The organism is Paenibacillus sp. JNU01 (genome assembly GCF_059130585.1).
Map to the genome: position 1 here is coordinate 1,725,418 of NZ_CP169723.1, position 24,309 is coordinate 1,749,726.

The following is a 24,309-nucleotide window of genomic DNA, read 5'->3' on the forward strand; positions in this document are numbered from 1 at the left end:
AGAATTGCCTTCCAATAGCATTATCATTGTAGTTCTAATCATAACTTTAATCATCTCCAGCTCTTTTCCTCATCAAAGTAAGAGTGCAGCAGATAAAATTACATAATCATTCCATTTAATGCCCAACTAAAACCTCCATCATCCCAACTGCTCTCCACCACAAAAAAAGGGTGTTCCAGCATGTCATACATGACTAGTGGAACACCCCTTCCTAAACTACCAAACAATCATTCATGTAATTTGGTTTTTCTAAAGTACTTTCGTTTACACAACAACGGAGAGGACAGAAATAACCTAAAGAAGCGAAGTGTGCGCCTTTATCCCCGGATTTTACCCTTGGAAAGGGTCAATCAGAAAATCTGGGGATAACAGCGCTCGGAAGGTTATTCTGTCATCGTAGTGCCCCCGTGTAAACAACTCTCTTTAGTTAAACCAACATTACATCGAATCCCTACCTAAACATCCCCCACAGCTTAATCAAATGAAACGTATTGTTCGGATCAATCTTCTGCGCGAGTACAAACGCAACAAACTGCTCCTCCTGTGCCGCAGAAAAATTCTCATTCATAATGACTGCGGAAGACTTGACCAGCCTTCTGACCTTGGCCTTATCTTGCAGATCAGACTTGGTCACCCCATCAATCAACTTTTTGATACGCTCTTTAACTGCGGGGTTTTTCATCTTTAGTTTGATCCGCTCCACCAGTTGCGGACTAATTCCATATTGTTGGTAACCCAAAACGTATAGCACCTCCCAAAAAATGAACTCACTTCTTATTCATATGTCGGGAGGGCTTGTACACTTGTCTTTTTTTACAAAGGTAATATGAAAAACCAGCTATCAAAGCAAGCTTTAGTCAATCAGATCACCCTTAAATACTTGCTGTTGCTGTAGGAAATCACGCAAAGGTGCATAATCCACAGACGTCCAGAAATTTACTTCCGCAATCAACTGGGATACATCATCTCGGGCTTGTTCCAGCACAGCAAAATCGGCAACCATATCAGCAAGACGGAACTCGGGCAATCCGCTCTGTTTGGTACCAAAGAAATCACCCGGACCCCGGAGATCGAGGTCCCGACGAGATACCTCGAATCCATCCTCCGTTTCCGTCATGACCTTCATACGTTCCTGTCCGACCTCTGTCTTGGGATCAGCAATGAGTACACAATAGGATGCATGGGCCCCACGACCAACCCGACCACGAAGCTGATGCAGCTGGGACAGACCGAAACGGTCCGCATCCATAATGACCATTAACGTGGCATTCGGCACATCGACCCCGACCTCCACAACGGTGGTGGAGACCAGCAGCTGAATATCATTGCTATAGAAGTCACGCATCATCTCTTCTTTCTCCGCAGCCGTCATCCGTCCATGCAGCAGACCTACACGATATTTCGGAAAGTTCTGCTGCATCTGCACATGCAGATCAATCGCGTTCTGCACATCCAGCTTCTCCGACTCTTCAATGAGCGGACAGATCAGATAGGCTTGACGCCCTTGATCCACTTCTCTGGAGATAAACCCGAGCACCCGCTCCATCATATCGTGCTTGACCCAATACGTAGAGATTGGAATCCGTCCTTTCGGACGTTCTGAGATCGTGGATACCTCAATATCCCCAAAAGCCGTAATCGCAAGTGTCCGTGGAATTGGCGTAGCCGTCATCGTTAACACATCTGGATTATATCCTTTGCGTCGTAAAACGCTGCGCTGATTCACCCCGAAGCGATGCTGCTCGTCCGTCACCACAAGGCCCAGATCACGGAAGAAAACATCTTCCTGAATCAGGGCGTGTGTGCCCACCACGATATCCATCATGCCCATTTGCAACGACGCGATCAGATCTTTACGTTTACGCCCATTTACACTGCCTGTTAACAGGCCTACAGTTACCCCAAACGGTTCAAACAGCTTTTGCAGTGAACGCATATGCTGCTCCGCCAGAATCTCTGTAGGCACCATCAGAGCCCCTTGAAAACCGGATCGAACAGTCGTGTATAGCGCAATTGCCGCAATAACCGTTTTACCCGATCCTACATCACCCTGCAATAACCGATTCATTGCATAAGGCGAACGCATATCATGCAGAATTTCAAGCTCCACCTTTTTCTGAGCATCTGTCAGTTCAAATGGTAAACTGCGTACAAACTCACGAATCGTTGTATTGTCCGTGGTATGTACCACACCATCCATCCGATTCCGGTTGAGCGCACGATACGCCTGCATTTTCAGCTGGAACAGAAACAGTTCTTCATACACCATCCGCTGTCTGGCTTGTTGGCCTTCCCGGTTGTCCTGTGGACGATGAATTCCCGCAATCGCCTGCTTTCGCGGCATGAAGCTGTATTTCCTCATCAAGGACTGGGGAAGAATCTCGGGAATCATATCTCCGAATTGGATTAATCCCTGATTGATCGTTTTGCGCATCCATTGTTGCGTCAGCTTGCCGGTTACTGAATATACAGGTTGCAGTGTACCTGAACGCCCATCGCCTTTATCGGGAAACTCCGAGTCGGTAACTGTCATCTGCATGCGTTTTTGTTCCCACTTCCCCGTAATCACAATCTCACGATTGGGCGTAAGCTGTTCTTTGAGAAAATGGCGATTGAACCAGGTCGCTGTAATCATCCACTCTTCCGTCATGATCTTACAGGTGAGACGGGACTTTTTACCGTATCGTTGTAATACAGGAATGCCCATCACCTGTCCCTGGACCGTAATCTTGTCCCCATCCTTCACTTCACTAAGCGAACGCAGACGATAGTCCTCATAACGGAACGGATAATATTCAAGCAGGTCTTTAACAGTAGAGATGCCAAAGGCGTGAAGCTCTCCCTCTTTGAGAGCACTCACGCCGTTAATTTGCTTAACAGATATTTCTTCCAATTTCATGTCTAATCCCTCATTCCGGAACAGGCCACATAAAGATCGCAATGACACCAGGTCCAACATGACTGCCAATTACGGCTCCAATATTGGTATAGATCACTTCATTCACTGTAAAATGACCACGCAGCTGCTCTGCACAAGCGATCGCTGATCCCGGGTCAGCGGTATGACCTACCGCGAGGTTAACCCGTTTGCCTGCAAGATCCTTCTGGAACAGCTCAATAATGCGTGCCATTGCCTTTTTATGACCTCTGACTTTCTCAACTGCGTAGATAACGCCTTCTTCATCAATAGACAGGATCGGCTTAATGTTAAGCAACGTTCCCAAGATGGCTGAAGCTTTGCCAATCCGACCGCCTTTTTGCAGATACTCAAGGGTATCCACGAGAAAGAACAATTTACGAGATTTTTGCATCTCTTCAATGGCAGCAGCGATTTCGACTGCTGACTTCCCCTGTTCGGCAAGTTCAGCAGCCTGTACCACCATTAGACCGTATCCATACGATGCTGACTTCGAATCCAGCACGGTGATGTCACCCTCACGCTCCAGCAAAGACTTGCCAAGCATGGCCGATTGGTAGGTACCACTCATGCCGGATGACAGGTGGATGGATACAATCGGGCGTTCCGGGTTCTCATCCAGAAGTGATTGATATACATTCATGAAATCAGTTGGAGAAGGCTGTGAAGTTGTAGGCAACACAGAAACCTTCTTCAATTTTTCGTAGAACTGTTCCGAAGTCAGATCAACGCCATCTGCATAAGTCTCTTCACCGAACAGAACGCGCAACGGAACAATATGAATCCCGTATTTGCGAATGAGTTCTTCGGGAATATCCGCCGTACTGTCTGTTACTATCGCAACCTTGTGGCTCATGACTCTCCTCCTCTTTGCCAGAGTGCTATTGGTACCTGTTCAAAAACTCAATAAGAGACGTTTTGAACAACCTTTATTAGGACTCTATGGAGAACAAATAATAATACACAGGCTGTCCTCCACGATGTACCTCTACCTCAGCATCAGGATACTCTACTTCAAGCCATGCAGCGAGGGCAGCAGTAACCTCAGGGTCAGCTTCGTCCCCTTCAAGGATCGTCACCACTTCATCTCCGCTCTCCATCATCTGCTTGAGCAGACCTTCACATGCTTGAAGCATGACTTCATCCGTCGCTACAATTTTGGAGTTATGAATACCAATATAGTGTCCCGCCTTGATATCCAATTCATCATATTGCGTATCACGAACCGCATGAGTTACTTGACCGGACTGTACCCGGCTGATGGCCTCCAACATTTGGTCACGGTTCGTTTCCGCAGACTCATCTTCCTGGAATGCAAAAGCAGCAGCCATTCCCTGTGGAATGGTCTTGCTCGGAATAACCGTAATTCGGCGCTCATCTTCAAGCAGTTCACGTGCCTGCTCCGCAGCCAGTACAATATTCGAGTTATTCGGGAGTATAAATACCTGCTCCGCAGCAATGGAGCGAACGGCTTTTACAAAATCTTCCGTGCTCGGATTCATCGTCTGTCCACCAGACAGAACAACATCGACGCCAAGACTTTGGAAAATCTCTGCAATACCGTCACCGGAGGATACCGCAATAAAACCATACGGTGCCATCTCATCTGCAGGAAGCACAGCTTCTTCCATACTGCGTGCTGCCTCACGTGGAATCTCTGCAAACAATTCAGGTGATGGAGCAATATCCATGCCTGCTGTCAGGAGATCCCGATGCTGTTCACGCATATTGAGAATATGAATCTGTGTAATCTCACCATAATGCAGTGCCAGATTCAACACATCGCCTGGAGTTTTGGAATGGACATGAACTTTGATAACTTCATCATCGGCAATGATAATGATCGAATCCCCGTTAACTGACAACGCTTTCCGGAATGCCTCATCATCAAATGCCACTCCTGCGTTCTCTCCAAGTTCACGATTAATGAAGAATTCCATATCATACAGGAATTCAATATCCTCCGTTTCCAATCTCGCCTGAGCAGACAATGGCATCTCCGGCGCTATCACCTGCTGTTGTGCAGGCTTCTTGATATCCACTTCTGCCGGTGCAGCCGGTTTCAAAGCAGATGCTGCCACGGATGGGGTTACTTCTTTGTTCAGCGAAGTACGATTCACACCGTCACTTTGCAGCAATACTTCCATAAAGCCCTCGTAGATATATACAAGCCCCTGACCACCTGAATCCACAACACCCACCTGTTTCAGTACAGGAAGCAATTCCGGAGTCATGGCCAGTGCTTCTTTTGCTTTTAACAAAACTTCATTCATTAATTCAGTAATATCATTCGTCCGTCTTGCGTAGTAGTTGGCATGTTTCGCCGCTTCCTTGGCTACGGTAAGAATGGTCCCTTCAACGGGTTTTACGACTGCTTTGTAAGCTGCGTCAACACCGTTCTGCAGGGCTGCTGCAAATTGGAGCGTATTCAGTTCCTCATAGGGAGCAGCTGAACGACTAAAACCACGGAACAATTGCGACAGAATAACTCCTGAATTCCCCCGTGCGCCCATAAGCAGGCCTTTCGATAGAATACCGGCAGCTTCGCCGATGGAGGCAGAACTTTTTCTTTTAATCTCTGCGACTCCTGCACTCATTGTCAAATTCATGTTCGTTCCCGTGTCACCATCCGGCACAGGGAAAACATTCAGGGAATTGACGTGCTCTGCATGCTGTCCAAGTTGTTCCGCTCCGGCAAGTACCATAGCGGTGAAATCTGTTCCATTTAAAGAACGTATACTCAAGTGAGAATTCCCCTTCCTAGCTTGATACACGAACACCTTGCACCAAGATGTGTCTGGTCTGTTCATGCGCTAACGCGGACTGCGTTATTCTTCGTCCATACCTTGTCCGGCACAGGCATACAATACAACATGTCAGCCGGATTAACGGTCTGGGCGGCCGGGCTACCAATATCCTGCACTCTCTGCACCCCTAACTTCGGGGCATACGGATATGCACCGGTATCAAGAGCCGGCATGAATGCCGCGTGGAGACTGGTGCCAATGATGGAATGCCGCAGCTCACAGCGTTGCCAAAAAGCAGACCACCGACCTCTAGGTACGGTGTATTCTCCGACTTCCTCGCGGCAACAGCCTGTTCACCACTGTATTATGGACTACTCAACATTGTACTATATTAGGCAGGAGAAATAAATAAAGTTTTTGGATCAGTTGACGAAGCTTTTTTGATTATGATATTATATTCAAGTATTGTTTTATGCAGGTTAAGTAATGGAAATGATCCGGTCATGCCGGCTTAAACAACGCCATTAGCTACTGAAGCCTGATCTTTATGATCAGGAAGAACAATTTAGTCCTTATGGAATGACTTTTCGTTTCTGAAGGCAACTGGTTATTTTAGGATAGGAGGTGTAATCTATGTCTCGCAAATGTTATGTGACAGGTAAGAAACCGGGCACCGGTAACCACGTATCCCACGCTAACAACCGTAACCGTCGTACTTGGGGCGTAAACGTTCAGAAGGTCCGCATTCTCGTTGACGGCAAACCAAAACGTGTATACGTAAGCACCCGTGCACTGAAAGCCGGTAAAGTGACTCGCGTATAATCACGCAAAGCTACTATAAATCGGGTAAGCAAAAAGCACCTTGTTCCTTGCAGGTGCTTTTTTGGTATTCAAAAAAGGGATTCTTGAATACACTCATGAACATGTGAATGGCCGCCGCATGGCGCTTCGCAGGTACGAATTCCAGATTAGCCTGAGCCAAAGCGGCGGTATTCCCTGTTACCTTATCAATCAGATCAGTTCTTTTGAAACGTATTAAGAATCGCCTTTACAAACCCTCCCAAAAACTTCGGCAGTTTGAATGTGTAAAATTTCATAATTCACCCTCCCCATCATGCTCATGCGTCCGCCGTATCCTATGCTTCAGGCCTTCTTTACCTCAAACACGACAAAAAAGGCTACATGAGAAACCTGCTCATGTAACCATATTTATGCGGAACCATCGATCCCTATTCCACAATGACAAGCCCGAAGATCAGGTCATTTACGTTTGGGTAGGAATATATTGATAGGCAGCGATCATGAAAACACTCATTAGATAATACAGTATGCCGAAGATAACAAAAGTAACCCGATGTCCCGTACGATCAAATTTGCGGAAATACATAATAACAACACCCACCCCGATCAATGACGTAATGGCATTATACGGGGACTGAATAACCGCAAACAGAGCAAGCACAAGTCCCGTTACGAGACTCGCAGCCATCGTCCACAGCGTCTCCTTAAGAGTCATCAATTAGCCTCCGTAGCTACGGCGAATTTCAGTAATCGCTGCAGCACGATCTTCACGTCCAAATACGGCACTACCGGCAACGAGTACATCTGCTCCAGCTTCCACCACAAGCGGGGCTGTGTCGGCAGCAATTCCGCCATCCACTTCGATATGTACATCATGACGTCCCTTTTCATTCAACCAGGTACGAATCTGCTTGATTTTGTTCATGGTACCTGAGATGAAAGCCTGTCCGCCAAATCCAGGATTGACCGTCATAACAAGAACCATGTCCACATCATCCAGTACTTCAAGAATAGCAGACGCTGGCGTTCCCGGATTAAGGGCAACTCCTGCTTTCACTCCCTGCTCCTTGATCAGATGAATAACGCGGTGCAGATGCACACAAGCCTCAGCATGCACGGTAATGACTGCTGCACCGGCTTTGGCAAATTCCTCAACATAACGTTCCGGATTCTCAATCATCAAGTGCACATCGAGCGGCAAGCTTGTATGCGGTGCGATCGCCTTTACAATCGCGGGTCCAAGCGTAATATTAGGGACAAAGTGACCGTCCATAACGTCAACATGGATCCAGTCTCCTCCTGCAGCTTGGGCTTCGGCAACTTCCGCACCAAGGCGGGCAAAATCAGCTGATAATATCGATGGGGCAATTTTAATCATGTTAATACCTCCGCTTCTTATCTTTCATTTCGGTAAGGAACTGCACATAGTGCTGATATCGGCTTTCGGAGATTAGACCTTCCTCCTTGGCCGCGAGCACACGACAACCTGGTTCATGGGTATGGGTACACCCCCGGAACTTGCACTGATCTGCAAACTGGGCGAATTCCCGGAAACACGTGGAGAGTTCCTCCACACCAATCTCCAGAAAGTCCAGTTGGCTGAACCCTGGCGTATCCGCCACAAATCCACCATTATCCAAGGGGATAAGTTCTACGTGCCTGGTGGTGTGTTTCCCTCGTCCAAGACGCATGCTGATCGCACTCGTCTCCAGCGTTAGGCCGGGCATCAATGCATTTAACATGGACGACTTGCCTACACCGGATTGACCAGAGAATACGCTAATCTTGCCAGCGAGGCGATCTCTGAGCAGTTCACTGCCTTCACCGGTACGTGAACTTGTGGAAATCACTTCGTAACCAACCTGTTCATACAATGCTTTCACTTCAGCAACAGTGTCTTTGGCTGGATCAGCCAAATCCTGTTTGGTCAGCACAATCAGAGCATCCAGACCAGCCTGCTCGATGTGAACAAGGAACTTGTCCAACAAATTCAGGTTCATATCCGGTTCTTTCACCGAGAATAACAGAACAGCCAAACTTACATTGGCCACTGGAGGACGGATGAGTTCCGTCTCACGCTTCCGGATTTCATCCACCGTTCCTTCACCGTTCTCCGTCAACATGTAGCTGACGCGGTCACCTACAAGCGGTGATGTTCCCCGTTTTCTGAAGATACCTCTGGCTCGACATTGAACGGCGGAACCTTCAACCGAAGGAACCCCGTTGTCTTCCACTGGCATGACATAATAGTAACCGCTTAGCGCTTTAACGATGATACCTTCTGGCATAGCTCCGTCGCCCTCCTTTTGATGGTGGTACATTTAATCCAGACGCCAGCATAAGCCGCCCTTATGGACGGCTTGATGCGTTAATGACTTCCTTTTTCTTCTTCTCTTTTTCCTTGCCGGGCTCCTTACCCTTATTCATGGCAGAAGTGTCTTCATCTACGCTGTCACCTTCACCGTCTGCTGGTGTGGACTCAGGCTCACCTTCCTGATTGGGGTCACCACTGCCCTCATCAACACTGCCTTGGCCTGGATCAGGCTCATTTTCTGGCGGCGTCTGCGTGTTTGGTTCCGGGTCAATGGAAGGTACGTTTACTGTTCCGTTTTTGGCTTCACTGTAGGAGACGAGATACGTATCCAGGAACTGTCCATCACGATATACAGACACAGCCCCATTTTCATTTGGAGCGAGCACAAGCGGAATGGTCAATGTCTGGGTTGAGTTCACGGTGCGTGTTCCCCATTCCTGATTCTTGCCGCGTGCGTCTTCATACGTGATACGAATTTTACTGTTTTTACCATCTTCTTTGGGTGATACATTGATATTAAACGGATATTTCAGCGCTTCAGGCGGATACCCTGTACTGATAAAGATTGTAATCTTATCGCCAGGATTAACCTCTGTGCCCGCTTCCACAGGCCATTGCTGCGTCACTTTCCCCTGATCCACCGTATAACTTGATTCTTCCTGCACCTGAGCAAGCACAAGTCCAGCAGATTTCAGTTTTTCTTCGGCTTCACTGCGGGTTAAATTTTTCAAATCAGGCATTTTGACCGTTTCAGTGCCTTTACTTACGGTTAGCTCAATCTGAACGGCCTCTGGATCGAATTCCTCATTGACACCCGGTGTCTGGGAAATAACAGAACCTGAAGGCACATCATTAGAGAATTCATCTTTCCGCTGAATCTGATCTTCCTTAATGCCAAGCGCAGTCAACTTCTTGACAGCCTCATCATAAGTTTCCTGTTTGACATCAATCATCTTCACCAGTTCTTTTTCTGCACCAACACTGAGTTGGACCTCAGAACCTTCTTTGACGACATCGCCTTCTTTTCTGCTCTGGTCAAAGACAATACCGGGTTCGACACCCTCTTGATAGAGACGGATGACCTCATCACTGACGACGAGTCCTTTCTCCTCAAGCATTTCGCGAGCCTTTTCTTCTGTCTGGGTGATCACGTTAGGCACGGTAACTTCAGGTACAACCAGCATACCCTTGACATACCATACAACGCCCACCATGGCGATTAGAATAAGAACGGTTAATGAAATGAGTAATGCTGGTTTTTTCCAGTTCTTAGCTTTCGCTTTACCCTTGCCAGTTTCTTCGTCAGACTCCATCACTGGCACCGCACCCGTCGACGTAACTCCGCGCGGTTCAGGCTTGATCGCTGGCATAACGCGGGTCTGGTCTATATCATCCTCATCTGGAAAATCAATCTTCGTTTCATTACGTCTCTCCGGCATCAGGCAAGTTTCCAGATCAGTCTGCATTTCCTTGGCCGACTGATAACGTTCCTGCGGATTTTTACGCATGGATTTCAAGATGACATTTTCCACACTTTGCGGAATCAATGGATTAAATTTGCGTGGTTCATCGAACTCTTCCTGCAAATGCTTCAATGCCACACTGATTGGACTTTCACCCAGAAACGGAAGTTGCCCAGTAAGCATTTGGTAAAGTACGATCCCAAGAGAATATAAGTCCGATTTTTCACCAGTAACGATGCCTTTGGCATGTTCCGGTGAGAAGTAATGTACAGAACCAACTACGGAACCCGTCTGCGTAATCGTTGTAGATGTAACTGCACGGGCGATCCCAAAGTCCGTTACCTTCACGCGGCCATTCCGGCCAATTAATATATTATGCGGTTTGATATCCCGATGAATGATTTGATTATGATGTGCATGATCAAGAGCATCTGCAATCTGTGATGCAATGCGGACCGATTCGTCCACTTGCAGAGGCGCACGCTCTTTAATAATTTCATTCAGGTTTTTGCCTTCCACATACTCCATGACAATATAATGAACGTCATCTTCCTGCCCCACGTCATAAATGCTAACTACATTCGGATGAGACAGTGATGCTGCCGATTGTGCTTCTCTGCGGAAACGGCGAATAAACTCTTCGTCATGCACAAACTGTTGTCTTAGAACTTTAATCGCTACATTCCGGTTCAACAGAAGATCCTGGGCTTTGTACACAAGAGCCATGCCGCCACCGCCGACACGCTCAATCACTTCATAGCGTCCGCCTAGCTGGTGCCCAATCATGACTCACACCCCGTTTCCGTATCCACGGAACCATCCTTCTGCAACTCGAACAAGGCAACCGTGATGTTGTCGTCTCCCCCAGCAAGTAAAGCCAACTGAAGCAGTCGGTCTGCACGATCTTCGAGTGCCAGTTCCAGATTGCCGGCAACCTGAATAATCTGCTCATTGCTGACCAGGTTACTGAGACCATCACTGCACAGGAGAAGAACTTCGCCTTCCTCCAGCTTGACGGTATCCAGGTCTACCTTCACCTCGGCATCGGTTCCAAGTGCACGAGTTAACACGTTGCGACGTGGATGATGGGACACATCCTCTTTGCTAATCTGACCGTTTTTGAACAATTCATTCACCAGTGTATGGTCCTCGGTTAGCTGGATCACAGCTTTGTTCGCAATTTTGTAGGCTCTGCTATCCCCGATGTGTCCAATAACACCTTCCGTATCGTTCAATAATGCCGCAACCACGGTTGTTCCCATGTTGTGATACTTGTCATCTGTGGATGCCGTGCGGAAGATAACTTCGTTGGCATGCAAAATAGCATCGCTTAGAGCTGCAGACAGAGACGCATGTGACAGACCTGGTTCCAGTGTTCCCAAATCTTGTACCAACGTCTCCACTGCCAAGCGGCTTGCCGTATCCCCTGCAAGATGTCCACCCATGCCATCGGCAACAATACCCAGAATATATCCTGTATCCAGATTACGAATCCAGGCTGAATCTTCATTCACCGAACGCACTCGTCCGATATGGCTCACATGAACTGTTTTGATCAAAACGTTCTCACCTCAACTCCATATGCTTTGCACGAAGCTGACCGCAAGCGGCAGCAATATCATGTCCCTGTTCACGACGAATGGTTACATTAACACCCTGTTCCGAGAGAATCTTCTGAAAATTGAAAATGTCGCTTCTCGATGTTCTTACGTACTTGCGTTCAGGTACATGGTTAACCGGAATAAGATTCACGTGGCATAACATGTTCTTAAGCACACTTGCCAGTTCCGCTGCATGCTCTGGCTGATCGTTTACGCCACCAATCAGTGCATACTCAAACGTAATTCTCCGACCTGTTTTGGCCAGATAATAACGAAGGGACTCCATTACGTCTTCAAAAGGAAAACGACGGTTAACCGGCATCAATTTCGAACGAAGTGCATCATTCGGTGCATGAATCGAAATGGCGAGGTTAATCTGTGTATCTTCATCTGCAAACTTGTAGATGTTCGGAACAATTCCGCTCGTTGATACCGTGATGTGACGCTGACCAATGTTCAATCCTTTTTCATGAATCATGATGCGCAGGAAAGTCATCGTTGCTTCATAGTTTTCGAAAGGTTCACCCGAACCCATGATTACAATGCTGCTGACACGTTCGCCGCGTTCATCCAGAATTTTCTGAGCCTGCACAACCTGGGCAACAATCTCTCCAGCCGTAAGATTACGCTTGAGTCCACCCAATGTAGATGCACAGAACGTACAACCAATACGACATCCAACCTGCGTGGTTACACAGATGCTGTTCCCGTAGTTATGCTTCATAATTACAGTCTCGATGGCATGATCATCATGAAGACCAAAGAGGAATTTAACCGTTCCATCCTTGGATTCAAACTTTGTAATTTCCTTAAGCGTTACGAATTCAAATTGCTCTGTCAGCTTCTCACGCAATGGCTTGGACAGATTCGTCATTTCACTGAAATCATTCACGCGTTTTACATAAATCCAGTCAAAGATTTGACCACCGCGAAACGCCGGCTCCCCATTCTCCACAGCCCATTGCTGCAATTGTTCCAGAGAATAATCATATATAAAAGGTTTCATTTTGTTGTCAACACCTATTCCTTCTTTTCTTTTCGTTTGGCTTCCTTCTTTTCGTTCCATTCGTCCTATTCTATCACAAAGACCACGTTACATCCATGTATACCCTTGATATCTGTACTTCATGCATTATAACACCTGAATGCCGCCATCGCACCCTGTCATCCCTTTTCTCTAACCATTATGCTGAAGTCCCATCACAAAGAAATCCGCCGAAGTTCCCCTCGGCGGCCGTGCTTCCGTGCTCTATTAAACTGTTATTCCACTGTTTTTGTCAACCGTGCGATGAAAAATCCGTCGCTGTGAGCGTATTGTGGCAAAATCTGAACGCCTCCGTTCACAACCTTCAATTTCGCTGTCTCCGATTCAGTCCAGACAGATGCTTCTGCTGGACGATATTCCAGATGTCGATTCAAGAAGTCTGCAACCATATCTTCATTCTCAGCAGGCTCAATTGTACATGTGCTGTACACCAAAATACCACCTGGTTTTAACAACGGCGCAACACGATCAAGCAGTTCACGCTGCAAGCTTGCGATATCTTCGATGTCTTCTTTCGATTTGGTCCATTTTACATCGGGCTTCCGTCGAATAACACCCAGGCCGGAACATGGCGCATCCAGCAAAATGCGGTCAAACGATGCTTCCGGATACCTCTCGTTCAGATCAAGAGCATCTCCAGTTACAGCATCGATGCAGCTCAGACCGAGACGCTCCGCCTGATCCAGGATCAACTGGCGCTTATGAGCATGTACATCGTTCGCGATAATACGACCACGATCGTGCATTTTCTCCGCCATGTGAGCTGTTTTACCACCCGGAGCTGCGCAGCAATCCAATACAAGCTGTTCTTCTTCAGGCGCAACTGCTTCAGCTACGAGCATGGAACTTTCGTCCTGTACAGAGAACAAGCCGTCCCGATACCAGGACGTTAGTGCCATATTCCCACCACTGCGTACAAGAATTCCATCCGAACTCAACTGAGAAGCTTCAACGACTGCACCTGTGCTTGCCATCTCATGCATCAGTTTCTCCCGTGTGGTCATTGTTGTATTAACTCGGACACTCACTGCTGGAGGCTCATTATTCGCACGGCAGATGGCTTCCGCTGTCTCCGCGCCATAATAGGCGATCCAGCGTTCAACCATCCATAACGGGTGGGAATGTTCCAGTGAAATACGTTCGGCAACCGGCAGATTCTCTGGAATACGAAGTTCATCCCGATTGCGAATCATATTGCGCAGTACACCATTCACCATTCCCGAGATTCCCTGATGGCCCAGTTTCTTCGCCAGATTAACCGCTTCGCTCACCACGGCATGCTCCGGAATACGATCCAGATATATCATCTGATATACGCTGATCCGCAGCAGACTGCGAACCCAAGGTTGCAGTTTGGATACTCCTTTGGCGACGTACCGTTCCAGATAATAATCAAGTGTATTCAATCTGGCGATTGTTCCATACACCAATTCGGTAGCTAGTCCAGCATCCGCAGGGCTCAGTTCAGCCTCTTTCAGACGACGATTCAACTCCAGATTACTGTATGCTCCATCTTGCTCAACAGCACTCAAAACCTTGACTGCCAATGCACGAGCAGATGTTTTGGGTTTCTGGGGGCGAGATGCACCACTTGTAGCTTTATGACCTTTTCCCGACGAACGACCTGGTGTGTTACCACTCATCGTAGCACCGTTCCAGATTTCAATGTACCGCCACGGGCAAAGTCAGCCGCCTTCATCACTTTTTTGCCTGCAGGCTGCACCTCAGTCAACCACAGAGATCCATTACCTGTACGAACTTCAATCCCTGTCTTGTTCAATTGCAGCACTGTTCCTGGCTCTGCTTGTCCAGCATCCGAAGAGGTTTCCAGATCCACCTGATCGGGGTTAGCCGCAGCCCATACTTTGAAGACCTGATCATCCCACATCGTAAATGCACCCGAAAACGGCACAAGGCCGCGGATCTGATTGAACAATTCACGTGAAGTACGACTCCATTTCATCTTCTCGTCATCCCGAGTCAGATTGCGAGCATACGAAGCCTCGGCATCATCCTGAGGGACTGCCGTGGTCTCGCCTGCAATCAATCGCGGCATTTCTGCCTGAAGCAGTTTGGAACCAGCCTCACTTAATTTATCAAACATCGATCCTGATGTATCTTCGTCCGTAATTGGCAGTTCCACACGCGAGATCATATCTCCGGTATCCAGGCCTTCAGCCATATACATCAATGTGACTCCTGTCACGGATTCCCCGTTAATAATGGAACGTTGGATTGGAGCTCCTCCCCGATATTTCGGCAAAAGAGAGCCATGCACGTTCACACAACCGCGAACAGGCATATCCAGCACGGCTTTGGGCAGAATCTGGCCAAAAGCCGCAGTCACGATCAGGTCCGGCTTCCATTCAGCCAAGCGGGCTACCGCTTCCGGATCACGCAGTTTAACGGGTTGAAACACAGGCAGACCGTGGCGTTCTGCCGCGGCCTTAACCGGTGTTGGCGTAAGTACTTTTTTGCGTCCCTGTGGTTTATCAGGCTGAGTCACCACACCCACCACATGGTACCCCTCTGCAATCAGCATATCGAGAGAAGGAACTGCAAATTCAGGTGTTCCCATAAAAACAATATTCAAATCGATCACTCCTTAATTACGACGCGGTCCCGTTTGATCGGCTGCAATTTCGTACACTTTCTCGGCGACATCCGTAAAGAGTACGCCATCCAGATGATCAATTTCATGCTGGAATGCACGGGACAGCAAGCCACTACCCGTAATAATCAACTCTTTGCCTTCACGATCCAGACCTTTAACCGTAACGGTCTCAAAACGGCGAACATCGCCATTAATTCCAGGGATACTCAGACATCCTTCCGGTCCGAACTGTTCTCCCTCACTTGCAATGATCTCCGGGTTAATCATCTTGATCAGTCCTTGCTCATCACCTGCGTCGATAACAATCAGACGTTTCAAAATACCAACTTGCGGCGCAGCTAGACCTACACCCTCCGCATCGTACATGGTATCCGCCATATCATCCAGCAATTTTTGTACATTTGGTGTAATTTTGGTTACTTCTTTAGCTCTCTTGTGGAGCACCTCATCTGGTTCTTGCACGATAATGCGAATCGACATGTTGTAAGCACCTTCCTAATCCTCATCATAATTTCAGGACGATATTCTGTATTTTTGGGGTATTCATTTTAATCTATGTTTATACCGCTTGTTTACATCCGCATTGCTGCAAAATGCTTACATTAACATTTGCGGGTCTACATCCAGACTAATAAGCAATTTTTGCGCCTGAACATCATCGTCCATGCGTCGGGCTGTTGCCAGAGCGAGTCCTATGGCGTCTACATCCCCCCGCCATTTTATCATACATTGGAATCTGTATCTATTCTTGATCCGGGGAATCGGGGACGCTACCGGCCCTAATACATCAAAGGCCTCATTACTGAATCGATCCAGACTGCCGAGCCATCCGGCCGCATTTGCCTTCTCTTTCAGTATCCGCGTGTAGTTCTCGGCAAGACGAATCAACACCGGAAGTTGCTCATGCGAAAAGGTCACCAGAATCAGGCGACAGTATGGCGGATATTGCAAATTACGACGATGCAGCAGTTCCTCACGTACAAACGATACATAGTCATGCTTACTCGCATGGCCAATAGAGTAGTGCTCCGGCGTATAGGACTGAACAAACACCTCACCAGGCAATTGGTGCCGACCAGCTCGGCCAGCTACCTGTGTTAATAACTGAAACGTTTTTTCGGCAGCACGAAAATCAGGCAAATTCAATGCTGAATCCGCTGTTATCACGCCAACCAGAGTCACATCAGGGAAATCGAGCCCCTTCGCAACCATCTGGGTGCCAAGCAATACGTCAGCCTTTTTCTCACGAAACTGTTTCAGTAGCTTCTCGTGAGCCCCTTTTTCCGTTGTTGTATCCACATCCATCCGTATGACCCGAATACCCGGAAAGAGCTTCGCAAGCTCTTCCTCGACCCGTTGTGTACCTGTACCAAAGTATCGAATATGCTCACTTCCACAATCCGGGCACACTTCCGGAGCGGCTTCCGCATACCCACAGTAATGACAACGGAGATTATTGGAGCGCTGATGGTACGTCAGTGAAATATCGCATTCGGGACAACCTGCTACATATCCACAACTGCGGCACATGACAAAGGTCGAATATCCCCGGCGATTCAGCAGAAGCACCGTCTGTTCACCACGCTCCAAGCGCTCCTCCAGCCCTTTGTGCAAAGCCCTGCTGAACATGGAGCGGTTACCATCCTTCAACTCCTCGCGCATGTCAACAATTCGCACCTCGGGCAGCTTGTTACCCAGTGCACGTGTTGGCATCTCCAGCAAGAGTGGTGCAAAATCATCGTTACTCTGCGAGCGTGCCGCATAGTAACTTTCCAGCGAAGGTGTCGCTGAACCCAGAACAACCACGGCCTGATGCTGCTGTGCTCTTTTAACCGCCACATCCCGGGCATGATATTTCGGCGTTTCCTCCTGTTTGTAGGAAGTCTCGTGCTCCTCATCCATAATGATCAACCCAAGCCGACTGAATGGAGCAAATACGGCTGAACGCGCCCCAATCGCAACCTTCACCTGGCCCTCACGAATTTTGCGCCATTCATCATAACGTTCACCGCCGGACAGACGACTGTGCATGACCGCAACCTGGTCGCCGAATCGCCCTTTAAAACGTTCCACCATTTGTGGTGTCAATGCAATCTCGGGTACCAGTACGATGGCCTGCCGATCCTGCTCGATGCATTGTTGAATGGTTTGAAGGTAGACTTCCGTCTTGCCGCTGCCTGTGACACCATGTAGCAAAAATACCCCGTGGCGTTGTTCCTGCAATCGGCCATTGATATTGTTGTAGACATGCTTTTGCTCATCGGTCAGAACCAGCGGCTCCGTTGCTTGGAACTTCCTGCCCTGATAAGGGTCACGAAAGACCTCTACGTCCTCGGTGACGATTAATCCCTTTTCCTCAAGTCCCTTCATCGTCGCCGCCGATACCTGCAGGGTGGATAACACTTCTTTCATCGGCATGGGCAGCAGCTCTTTCATTTCCAGCAAAAAAGCCAGAATCTCCTTCTGCCGCTGTGCTTTCGCCGGGAATGAAGCAAGTGCTTCCTGAGCAGCAGCAATATCTACAGCCAGATCAACGGATTTCATCGTTTTTTTATTCAGCTTATCCTTGATCGCCTGACTCTCCAGCAGCACACCACCAAGTAATAGTTTCTTAATTAGCGCAGCATGATTGGGATATTTTCGACTCAATTGTTGCAGCGGTACCTGACCCCGACTTTTGACAAAACGGATGATATCCTGCTGCACTTTCTCGTTCGTAGACTCTTCTCCCCAAACAAATAACACCTCATCATCCGGTTGTGCACCCGCCATCTGTCCATCAAGTGCATCTCCCAGCGAGATGTATCGCTCTGCTTTTCCTTTCAATGCGGTCGGTACCATGACCTGCAAAGACAGAATCCGGTTACTGGCATAACGCCCACTCATCCATTCAGCCAACTCCACCAAATCCTTTGACAATGGGGGGACAATGTCCAGTAACTCCTGAATCTGCTTGAGCTTGAATGTTTCCTCTCCGGTACGCGGCACAAGATCAATCACGAATCCCTGCACCGTCCGATGTCCAAAAGGTACACCCACCCGGCTGCCAATCTCGATCCATTCCCTCATCGATTCAGGTACCAGGTAATCAAACGGCCGGTCTGTATCCTTCACGGGAACATCGACAATGACCTTGGCAATCTCCATATCCTAATTCCTCCCGGCAATGCGCTCCGCCGCAATCCGGAGCAACCGATGAGCCACATCGTCCTTGGCCATCACTGGTAGCTCCTCCACCAAACCTTCCCGGTCATAGATATGTACCGCGTTGGTGTCTGTTCCAAATCCTGCACCCGTGTGGGTTACGTCATTGGCTACGATCAGATCACAGTTTTTCCGTTCCAATTTCTCACGTGCATACATCTCAACGGACTGAGTCTCCGCAGCAAAACCAATCAAAAACTGATGGGTTTTCTGTTTGCCCAGCGTTTCAAGAATATCTATATTTTTAACAAGTTCGAGCGACAACGTGTCGCCTTTCTTCTTGATCTTCTCGGTGTAAACTTCCTTAGGGCGATAATCGGCAACAGCCGCCGCCTTAACCACGATATCAGCATCGTCCCACTCGCGTGTTACGGCTTCATACATATCCTGTGCTGACTGCACAGGGATCAACTCTACGTTCTCTGGCGGCTTGGCTTGTGTATTGCCCATGACCAATTTCACGTTGGCCCCCAGATCACGCGCAGCTGCAGCGATGGCAAATCCCATTTTGCCAGACGAATCATTCGTAATGTATCGTACGGGGTCAATTCGCTCAATTGTACCTCCAGCCGTAACAACTACCTTCTTGCCTTGTAATAGTGAAGCTTGTTCTTTCCTTGTGCGGTCTGCGAACTCGCGCTGTTCAAAGAAACGTTCCACCACATTCACAATGCTCTCCGGTTCTTCCAGACGGCCCTTGCCTACATAACCACACGCAAGCAGGCCTTCGCCCGGCTCAATCATCATGGCACCCCGTTCAACAAGCAGGTTCATATTATGCTTTACCGCTGGATGATCATACATATGTACATTCATCGCTGGAGCAATCATGACAGGCGCTGTCGTGGCAAGAAGAGTCGTTGAGAGCATATCATCTGCCATCCCATGTGCCATCTTGGCAATCACATTCGCTGTAGCCGGGGCAACCAGAACCAGATCAGCCAGATCAGCCAGATGAATATGAGATACGACTGCTGGCTCACGCTCATCAAATGTATCGGTATATACGGTGTTTCGGGTTAACGTTTGCAGCGTTAATTCGGTAATAAACTGTGTAGCGGAAGCTGTCATAATGACATGAACATCCGCTCCCTTTTGCACCAGTCTGCTGCATAATGTTGCTGCTTTGTAAGCGGCAATGCCGCCTGTTACACCAAGCACGATTTTTTTACCGTTCAACATGTTTATTTCCCCCGATATTTATACGACGTCTAAACAATGAGTTCATTGAAATATACTTATTCGTAAAAAAATAACAACCTCGCGGTTGTCAATTAATCCGGCTTTCGCCGTATGCAGTTGAAGAGCAGCCGCAGGCGGCTTACTCTTCTTCTTCGTCCTGTCCTTTGATGACAACGAGCAGGTCTCCATAGATTTCTTCCAGTGCAACGCCAACTTGTTTATGGGATCTCGCACCTCTTAAATCCGTTTTTTCACCTTCACGTAGCTGTCTAGCCCGGCGGGAAGCAGCAACAACAAGGGAATACTTGCTGTCGACTTTGTTCATCATTTCATCAATAGAAGGATACAGCATATTAACAAACACCTCTTCGCATTAGTATAATCGCAAGTTGCCGCCTAACAGAACGGATGTGGCATGTCTTCTCATCCAGGCATTCCCCGAAGGGAGTGCTTCAGTACATGATATGACAACTGCCCCACTTATATCGCATTCTGCAGCGGCAAAAGGGATTATTTATTGATCTTACAATGTTCGGCGATTATGATGCTTTCTATTCTCTTGCACGCCAAATCAATTTCATCATTAACAACAGCGTAATCATACTGCTCCAGCAGACTGATCTCATCGACCGCCACGGACATCCGGTGATCAATGGTCGCTTGGCTCTCGGTACCACGGCCCTGAATGCGATCTTTCAGCTCGTCCAATGAAGGAGGAAGCAGGAAAACAAAGATGCCTTCCGGGAATTTCTCTTTCACTTTTAACGCGCCTTGAACCTCAATCTCCAGAATGATGTCACGGCCTTCGTTAATCGTTTTCTCTACAAAATCACGCGGTGTTCCGTAATAATTACCGACATACTCCGCATGTTCCAACAATTGATCTTCAGCAATCATGTTCTGGAACTCTTCATGACTTCTGAAGAAATAGTTCACACCATGTTCTTCACCCAGACGAGGCTGACGGGTTGTCGCCGATACGGAATAGATCAATTCCGGCACCCGTTTGCGCAAAGCGCTGCATACCGTACCCTTCCCGACCCCAGATGGGCCGGACAACACTACCAGTAATCCTTTAGACATATTACACTCCATTTTATTCGTCGTTATCATCATCTTTCGAAGAAAGACGATGGGCGACCGTCTCAGGCTGAACTGCAGACAAAATGACATGATCGCTATCCGTAATAATTACGGCACGAGTACGTCTTCCGTACGTTGCATCAATCAGCATGTGACGATCTCTTGCCTCTTGTATAATTCTCTTGATCGGCGCCGATTCCGGACTCACGATGGATATAATCCGGTTCGCCGATACGATGTTACCGAATCCAATGTTAATGAGTTTGATTGCCATAATCAGGTTCTTCCCCCTATACATGCGACTCTTTTGCCGAAATTTGGCTGTTCATTCGATATTCGCAGCTTGCTCACGAATCTTCTCCAGTTCTGCCTTCATTTCGACAACACGATTCACCAGAGCCAAATGGTTGGCTTTTGATCCAATCGTATTGACTTCCCGATTCATCTCTTGAATTAGAAAGTCCAACTTACGACCTACGGGCTCATCACTTTTCAGCAGTTCCCTGCTCTGTCCAAAGTGACTCTGTAGACGCGTAAGCTCCTCTTCTATGTTAGAACGATCGGCAAACATTGCAATTTCCATACCCAATTTATGCTCATCAAAAGGGAAAGAGCCTTCTTCCTGCATTTCCGTAAGCCTCTGTCTTAGCTTGTTGCGATAATCACTTACCACAGTCGGTGCAAGATCAAGCATCTCGGTATGCAGTGACTCCAGACGGGTAATACGCCGTTCCAGATCACTGGCCAGATGAAGACCCTCGCGAGCGCGCATCTGTTCAAGGCTGGACAGTGCCTCTTTCAATCCTTCCTGCAAAACTCGCTCCCATTCGTCCTTCTGCTCTTCGGGAATGGAACTTGTCCCATCCGAATGAACCATAACGTCCGGCAGCCCAAGCATATCCACAATACTTGGTTTGCCCTGCATTCCATATTGGGTCTCCAGTTGCTCTGCAGCCTGCAGATAGGCCCTGACCGTCTGTTCATTCAGAACAGCGGGAAGAGCCTGGTCTTCCTCTTTTTCTTTCATTACATAAACATCAATCCGCCCACGTTTCAAACGACTCTGTACGATTTTCCTCAAACCGTCTTCATAATACGTCCACTCTCTTGGCAGACGCATCATCACTTCGCAATAACGATGATTAACAGATTTGATCTCTAATTGTACCTTATAGCCGCCAAAATGAAAGGCGGATTGACCGTATCCGGTCATACTGAATGACATCGGCATCACATCCGTTTTACTATTGTAATTGATTATTAGGGTTGAAACAAGTAGGACATTGATGCTCCGACTTCTCCCATACGTATTGAGTCAGTTCGGCCGTCATGCCGTAGAACATAAACGGTGTCATAAGATAGATGCCTTTGAAATGTGCTGTTGCTACGTCCAGCAGTTCCTTGGCAATTTTTACCCCCGTCGCACGGCCCTCTTCGCCTTCCAGACCTGCCATACGGGAACGCACTTCATCCGAAAGCTGAATTCCGGGAACTTCGTTGTGCAGATATTCTGCATTCCGTCCACTTGCCAGTGGCATTACACCTACAAAAATAGGCACATCCAGGTGTTTGGTCGCTTCGTGCATTGCCACAATCAACTCCGGATCATAGACAGGCTGAGTCATGATGTAATCTGCACCAGAGGCAATTTTCTTCTCCAGACGTTGTACAGCTTTATCCAAATATTTCACATTGGGATTAAATGCGGCTCCGATAACAAAGCCAGCTTTCTGCTTCAGCGGTTTACCCGAGAAGGCCACCCCGTCGTTCAACTGTTTAATCATGCGTATGATTTCAAAAGAGGTCAGATCGTATACCGAGCTTGAACCCGGCAGATCGCCAAATCTTGCAGGATCACCTGTCACAGCCAGTACGTGATTAATGCCCAGAGCATCAAACCCCATCATGTGGGACTGCGTTCCAATCAGATTCCGGTCACGGCAGGCAATATGCACCAATGGACGGAGACCCGTGCGATCCTGAACGAGGTGACCCAGCGCCATGTTGCTCATTCGTGTAACCGCTAATGAATTATCGGCCAGTGTCAGAGCGTCTGCTCCTGCTGCTTTTAGGGTCTCGGCACCTTTCATGAACTTGGCAATGTCCAAATCACGCGGCGGATCAAGTTCAACAATGACCGTGTGACGCTGCTTGACCAGATCAACAATCGTAGGCTGGCCTCCACGTCCGGAGCGCTCATCCACATGCTCATGCAGTACAATACGCGGTTTGGATTCTGATGGATCAGGCTCCAAAATAGGCGAAGGTACGTAATCTGCGAGCGCCTCTTTCATGGCTGTAATATGATCGGGCGTTGTACCACAGCATCCGCCAATAATTCGGGCACCGAGTTCCGCAAATTGCACTGCAGTCTGACCAAAGTACTCCGGAGTCGCACCATAACGGAACTGACCATCCACATAATCTGCTGCACCCGCGTTCGGATAAACAGACATTGGAATACCAATACGTCCGGAGACGGTTTCCATGGCACGCATAATTCCATTTGGACCTGAGCGACAGTTAAAACCAATCACGTCCGCACCCTGCTCCCGCATGATCCGGAATGCTTCGGGCATTGTGTATCCGTCCAGTGTGTGTCCTACATCCTCTACCGCGAACTGTCCAATCACGGGTAGATCACTTAGCTTGCGCGCTTGCAAAAGGGCAATATCCATTTCCTCGATATCATAGAAGGTCTCAAGCAGAATACCATCCACGCCTTCATCAAGCAGTGCAAAGATCTGTTGTTGATAAAAGCGTTTCAGTTCACTTGTGGAGACGTTTGTCCGTTTGCCTCCGCGAATAGAGCCTACTGCACCAAGAACATAACCGTTAGCTCCAGCCACCTCTTTGGCAATACGAACGCCGGTCCGGTTCACATCCTCCACTTTGGACTCCAAGCCGAACTTGGACAACTTGTCATAGTTGGCAGAGTACGTATTCGTTTCAAATATCTCTGTACCTGCGTCCCGATAACGGCGATGTACTTCTGCCACTACTTCAGGTGAAATCAAGTTTAACTCTTCATATGAAATCCCTACCGGGAATCCCATTTGGTACAGATAGGTTCCCATGGCCCCATCTCCAATGAGAACTCGTTCCTGCATAACTTTGCGCAAATCCGCCTTCATCCCTTTTCCCCCCGCCTAGCTGTGATCATTTTCATACTAATGTAACACAAAAAACGCTAAAAAACGAAGAAAAACACAGGTTTTTGTTGAATATCCAGCTCATATGGACTTTCTTTCCACATAACACCCAATATGTCTCTGTACAGGAGACACGCACTGTCCTTTAACAAAAAAAGAGGCCCGCAGGCCTCTTGGGTTACACCG

The 24,309-nt window shown here is 48.0% G+C and carries 22 protein-coding genes; 1 reads left to right on the top strand and 21 read right to left on the bottom strand.

Annotated features, from left to right (window positions below; all coding sequences use genetic code 11):
* Positions 1-451: 451 nt before the first annotated feature.
* The 4 genes from NLBNIHML_RS07380 to NLBNIHML_RS07395 form a co-directional block, all read right to left on the bottom strand.
* Positions 452-739 (bottom strand): stage VI sporulation protein F, encoded by a 288-nt coding sequence (locus NLBNIHML_RS07380; protein WP_278299015.1) that lies wholly within the window; start codon positions 737-739, stop codon positions 452-454.
* 114 nt (positions 740-853) lie between these two features.
* Positions 854-2,899: an ATP-dependent DNA helicase RecG gene (gene recG, locus NLBNIHML_RS07385; RefSeq protein WP_339235664.1), complete on the bottom strand. Its 2,046-nt coding sequence runs from the start codon at positions 2,897-2,899 to the stop codon at positions 854-856.
* Between the two features lie 10 nt (positions 2,900-2,909).
* The gene (locus tag NLBNIHML_RS07390) at positions 2,910-3,773 is read right to left on the bottom strand and encodes a DegV family protein (RefSeq protein WP_339235667.1); all 864 of its coding nucleotides are present in this window, start codon (positions 3,771-3,773) and stop codon (positions 2,910-2,912) included.
* A 76-nt stretch (positions 3,774-3,849) separates the two neighbouring features.
* Positions 3,850-5,661: a DAK2 domain-containing protein gene (locus tag NLBNIHML_RS07395; RefSeq protein ID WP_494354100.1), complete on the bottom strand. Its 1,812-nt coding sequence runs from the start codon at positions 5,659-5,661 to the stop codon at positions 3,850-3,852.
* Positions 5,662-6,297: 636 nt separating this feature from the next.
* Here NLBNIHML_RS07395 and rpmB point away from each other — a divergent pair.
* Entirely contained in the window at positions 6,298-6,486 is a 189-nt protein-coding gene (gene rpmB, locus NLBNIHML_RS07400; RefSeq protein WP_017687459.1) for a 50S ribosomal protein L28, read from the top strand.
* A gap of 194 nt (positions 6,487-6,680) precedes the next feature.
* Here the strand turns inward: rpmB and spoVM are convergent, their stop codons facing one another.
* The 17 genes from spoVM to NLBNIHML_RS07485 form a co-directional block, all read right to left on the bottom strand.
* Positions 6,681-6,761: a stage V sporulation protein SpoVM gene (spoVM, locus tag NLBNIHML_RS07405; protein ID WP_019424875.1), complete on the bottom strand. Its 81-nt coding sequence runs from the start codon at positions 6,759-6,761 to the stop codon at positions 6,681-6,683.
* A 167-nt stretch (positions 6,762-6,928) separates the two neighbouring features.
* A complete protein-coding gene (locus NLBNIHML_RS07410; protein WP_105410212.1) occupies positions 6,929-7,180 on the bottom strand; it encodes a hypothetical protein in 252 nt (83 codons plus the stop codon).
* Between the two features lie 3 nt (positions 7,181-7,183).
* Positions 7,184-7,843 carry a ribulose-phosphate 3-epimerase gene (gene rpe / locus NLBNIHML_RS07415; protein ID WP_017687456.1) on the bottom strand — a complete coding sequence of 220 codons (660 nt, stop codon included), beginning with the start codon at positions 7,841-7,843 and terminating at the stop codon, positions 7,184-7,186.
* A 1-nt stretch (position 7,844) separates the two neighbouring features.
* Complete coding sequence (gene rsgA, locus NLBNIHML_RS07420; RefSeq protein WP_339235672.1) at positions 7,845-8,753, bottom strand: ribosome small subunit-dependent GTPase A; 909 nt, start codon at positions 8,751-8,753, stop codon at positions 7,845-7,847.
* 61 nt (positions 8,754-8,814) lie between these two features.
* Positions 8,815-11,028: a Stk1 family PASTA domain-containing Ser/Thr kinase gene (gene pknB / locus NLBNIHML_RS07425; RefSeq protein WP_472477053.1), complete on the bottom strand. Its 2,214-nt coding sequence runs from the start codon at positions 11,026-11,028 to the stop codon at positions 8,815-8,817.
* Positions 11,025-11,801, bottom strand: a complete 777-nt coding sequence (locus tag NLBNIHML_RS07430) for a Stp1/IreP family PP2C-type Ser/Thr phosphatase (RefSeq protein ID WP_339235676.1) — start codon at positions 11,799-11,801, stop codon at positions 11,025-11,027. The genes pknB and NLBNIHML_RS07430 overlap by 4 nt, the downstream gene beginning before the upstream one ends.
* A 7-nt stretch (positions 11,802-11,808) precedes the next feature.
* Positions 11,809-12,849 carry a dual-specificity RNA methyltransferase RlmN gene (rlmN, locus tag NLBNIHML_RS07435; protein ID WP_036614609.1) on the bottom strand — a complete coding sequence of 347 codons (1,041 nt, stop codon included), beginning with the start codon at positions 12,847-12,849 and terminating at the stop codon, positions 11,809-11,811.
* Between the two features lie 254 nt (positions 12,850-13,103).
* Positions 13,104-14,531, bottom strand: coding sequence for a 16S rRNA (cytosine(967)-C(5))-methyltransferase RsmB (gene rsmB, locus NLBNIHML_RS07440; RefSeq protein ID WP_494354101.1), 1,428 nt, complete (start codon positions 14,529-14,531; stop codon positions 13,104-13,106).
* Positions 14,528-15,481 (bottom strand): methionyl-tRNA formyltransferase, encoded by a 954-nt coding sequence (fmt, locus tag NLBNIHML_RS07445; protein WP_494354102.1) that lies wholly within the window; start codon positions 15,479-15,481, stop codon positions 14,528-14,530. The genes rsmB and fmt overlap by 4 nt, the downstream gene beginning before the upstream one ends.
* Before the next feature lie 12 nt (positions 15,482-15,493).
* Complete coding sequence (def, locus tag NLBNIHML_RS07450) at positions 15,494-15,982, bottom strand: peptide deformylase (protein ID WP_017687449.1); 489 nt, start codon at positions 15,980-15,982, stop codon at positions 15,494-15,496.
* Between the two features lie 117 nt (positions 15,983-16,099).
* Positions 16,100-18,649, bottom strand: a complete 2,550-nt coding sequence (gene priA / locus NLBNIHML_RS07455; RefSeq protein ID WP_339235682.1) for a primosomal protein N' — start codon at positions 18,647-18,649, stop codon at positions 16,100-16,102.
* 3 nt (positions 18,650-18,652) lie between these two features.
* Positions 18,653-19,888 carry a bifunctional phosphopantothenoylcysteine decarboxylase/phosphopantothenate--cysteine ligase CoaBC gene (gene coaBC, locus NLBNIHML_RS07460; RefSeq protein WP_494354103.1) on the bottom strand — a complete coding sequence of 412 codons (1,236 nt, stop codon included), beginning with the start codon at positions 19,886-19,888 and terminating at the stop codon, positions 18,653-18,655.
* Positions 19,889-20,027: 139 nt separating this feature from the next.
* The gene (gene rpoZ, locus NLBNIHML_RS07465; RefSeq protein ID WP_036614619.1) at positions 20,028-20,240 is read right to left on the bottom strand and encodes a DNA-directed RNA polymerase subunit omega; all 213 of its coding nucleotides are present in this window, start codon (positions 20,238-20,240) and stop codon (positions 20,028-20,030) included.
* Between the two features lie 158 nt (positions 20,241-20,398).
* Positions 20,399-20,971, bottom strand: coding sequence for a guanylate kinase (gene gmk, locus NLBNIHML_RS07470; RefSeq protein ID WP_017687445.1), 573 nt, complete (start codon positions 20,969-20,971; stop codon positions 20,399-20,401).
* A 13-nt stretch (positions 20,972-20,984) separates the two neighbouring features.
* Entirely contained in the window at positions 20,985-21,245 is a 261-nt protein-coding gene (remA, locus tag NLBNIHML_RS07475) for an extracellular matrix/biofilm regulator RemA (RefSeq protein ID WP_006209218.1), read from the bottom strand.
* Positions 21,246-21,296: 51 nt separating this feature from the next.
* Positions 21,297-22,196, bottom strand: coding sequence for a YicC/YloC family endoribonuclease (locus NLBNIHML_RS07480; protein ID WP_076211386.1), 900 nt, complete (start codon positions 22,194-22,196; stop codon positions 21,297-21,299).
* A 19-nt stretch (positions 22,197-22,215) separates the two neighbouring features.
* A complete protein-coding gene (locus tag NLBNIHML_RS07485; protein ID WP_472477044.1) occupies positions 22,216-24,105 on the bottom strand; it encodes a bifunctional homocysteine S-methyltransferase/methylenetetrahydrofolate reductase in 1,890 nt (629 codons plus the stop codon).
* Positions 24,106-24,309: the final 204 nt, after the last annotated feature.

Excerpts from the sequence above, each read along its gene's own strand:
- recG (WP_339235664.1), bottom strand. The coding sequence starts at position 2,899 with ATGAAATTGGAAGAAATATCTGTTAAGCAAATTAACGGCGTGAGTGCT.
- NLBNIHML_RS07390 (WP_339235667.1), bottom strand. The coding sequence starts at position 3,773 with ATGAGCCACAAGGTTGCGATAGTAACAGACAGTACGGCGGATATTCCC.
- rpmB (WP_017687459.1), top strand. The coding sequence starts at position 6,298 with ATGTCTCGCAAATGTTATGTGACAGGTAAGAAACCGGGCACCGGTAAC.
- spoVM (WP_019424875.1), bottom strand. The coding sequence starts at position 6,761 with ATGAAATTTTACACATTCAAACTGCCGAAGTTTTTGGGAGGGTTTGTA.
- NLBNIHML_RS07410 (WP_105410212.1), bottom strand. The coding sequence starts at position 7,180 with ATGACTCTTAAGGAGACGCTGTGGACGATGGCTGCGAGTCTCGTAACG.
- rpe (WP_017687456.1), bottom strand. The coding sequence starts at position 7,843 with ATGATTAAAATTGCCCCATCGATATTATCAGCTGATTTTGCCCGCCTT.
- rsgA (WP_339235672.1), bottom strand. The coding sequence starts at position 8,753 with ATGCCAGAAGGTATCATCGTTAAAGCGCTAAGCGGTTACTATTATGTC.
- pknB (WP_472477053.1), bottom strand. The coding sequence starts at position 11,028 with ATGATTGGGCACCAGCTAGGCGGACGCTATGAAGTGATTGAGCGTGTC.
- rlmN (WP_036614609.1), bottom strand. The coding sequence starts at position 12,849 with ATGAAACCTTTTATATATGATTATTCTCTGGAACAATTGCAGCAATGG.
- rsmB (WP_494354101.1), bottom strand. The coding sequence starts at position 14,531 with ATGAGTGGTAACACACCAGGTCGTTCGTCGGGAAAAGGTCATAAAGCT.
- def (WP_017687449.1), bottom strand. The coding sequence starts at position 15,982 with ATGTCGATTCGCATTATCGTGCAAGAACCAGATGAGGTGCTCCACAAG.
- priA (WP_339235682.1), bottom strand. The coding sequence starts at position 18,649 with ATGGAGATTGCCAAGGTCATTGTCGATGTTCCCGTGAAGGATACAGAC.
- coaBC (WP_494354103.1), bottom strand. The coding sequence starts at position 19,888 with ATGTTGAACGGTAAAAAAATCGTGCTTGGTGTAACAGGCGGCATTGCC.
- rpoZ (WP_036614619.1), bottom strand. The coding sequence starts at position 20,240 with ATGCTGTATCCTTCTATTGATGAAATGATGAACAAAGTCGACAGCAAG.
- gmk (WP_017687445.1), bottom strand. The coding sequence starts at position 20,971 with ATGTCTAAAGGATTACTGGTAGTGTTGTCCGGCCCATCTGGGGTCGGG.
- remA (WP_006209218.1), bottom strand. The coding sequence starts at position 21,245 with ATGGCAATCAAACTCATTAACATTGGATTCGGTAACATCGTATCGGCG.
- NLBNIHML_RS07480 (WP_076211386.1), bottom strand. The coding sequence starts at position 22,196 with ATGTCATTCAGTATGACCGGATACGGTCAATCCGCCTTTCATTTTGGC.
- NLBNIHML_RS07485 (WP_472477044.1), bottom strand. The coding sequence starts at position 24,105 with ATGAAGGCGGATTTGCGCAAAGTTATGCAGGAACGAGTTCTCATTGGA.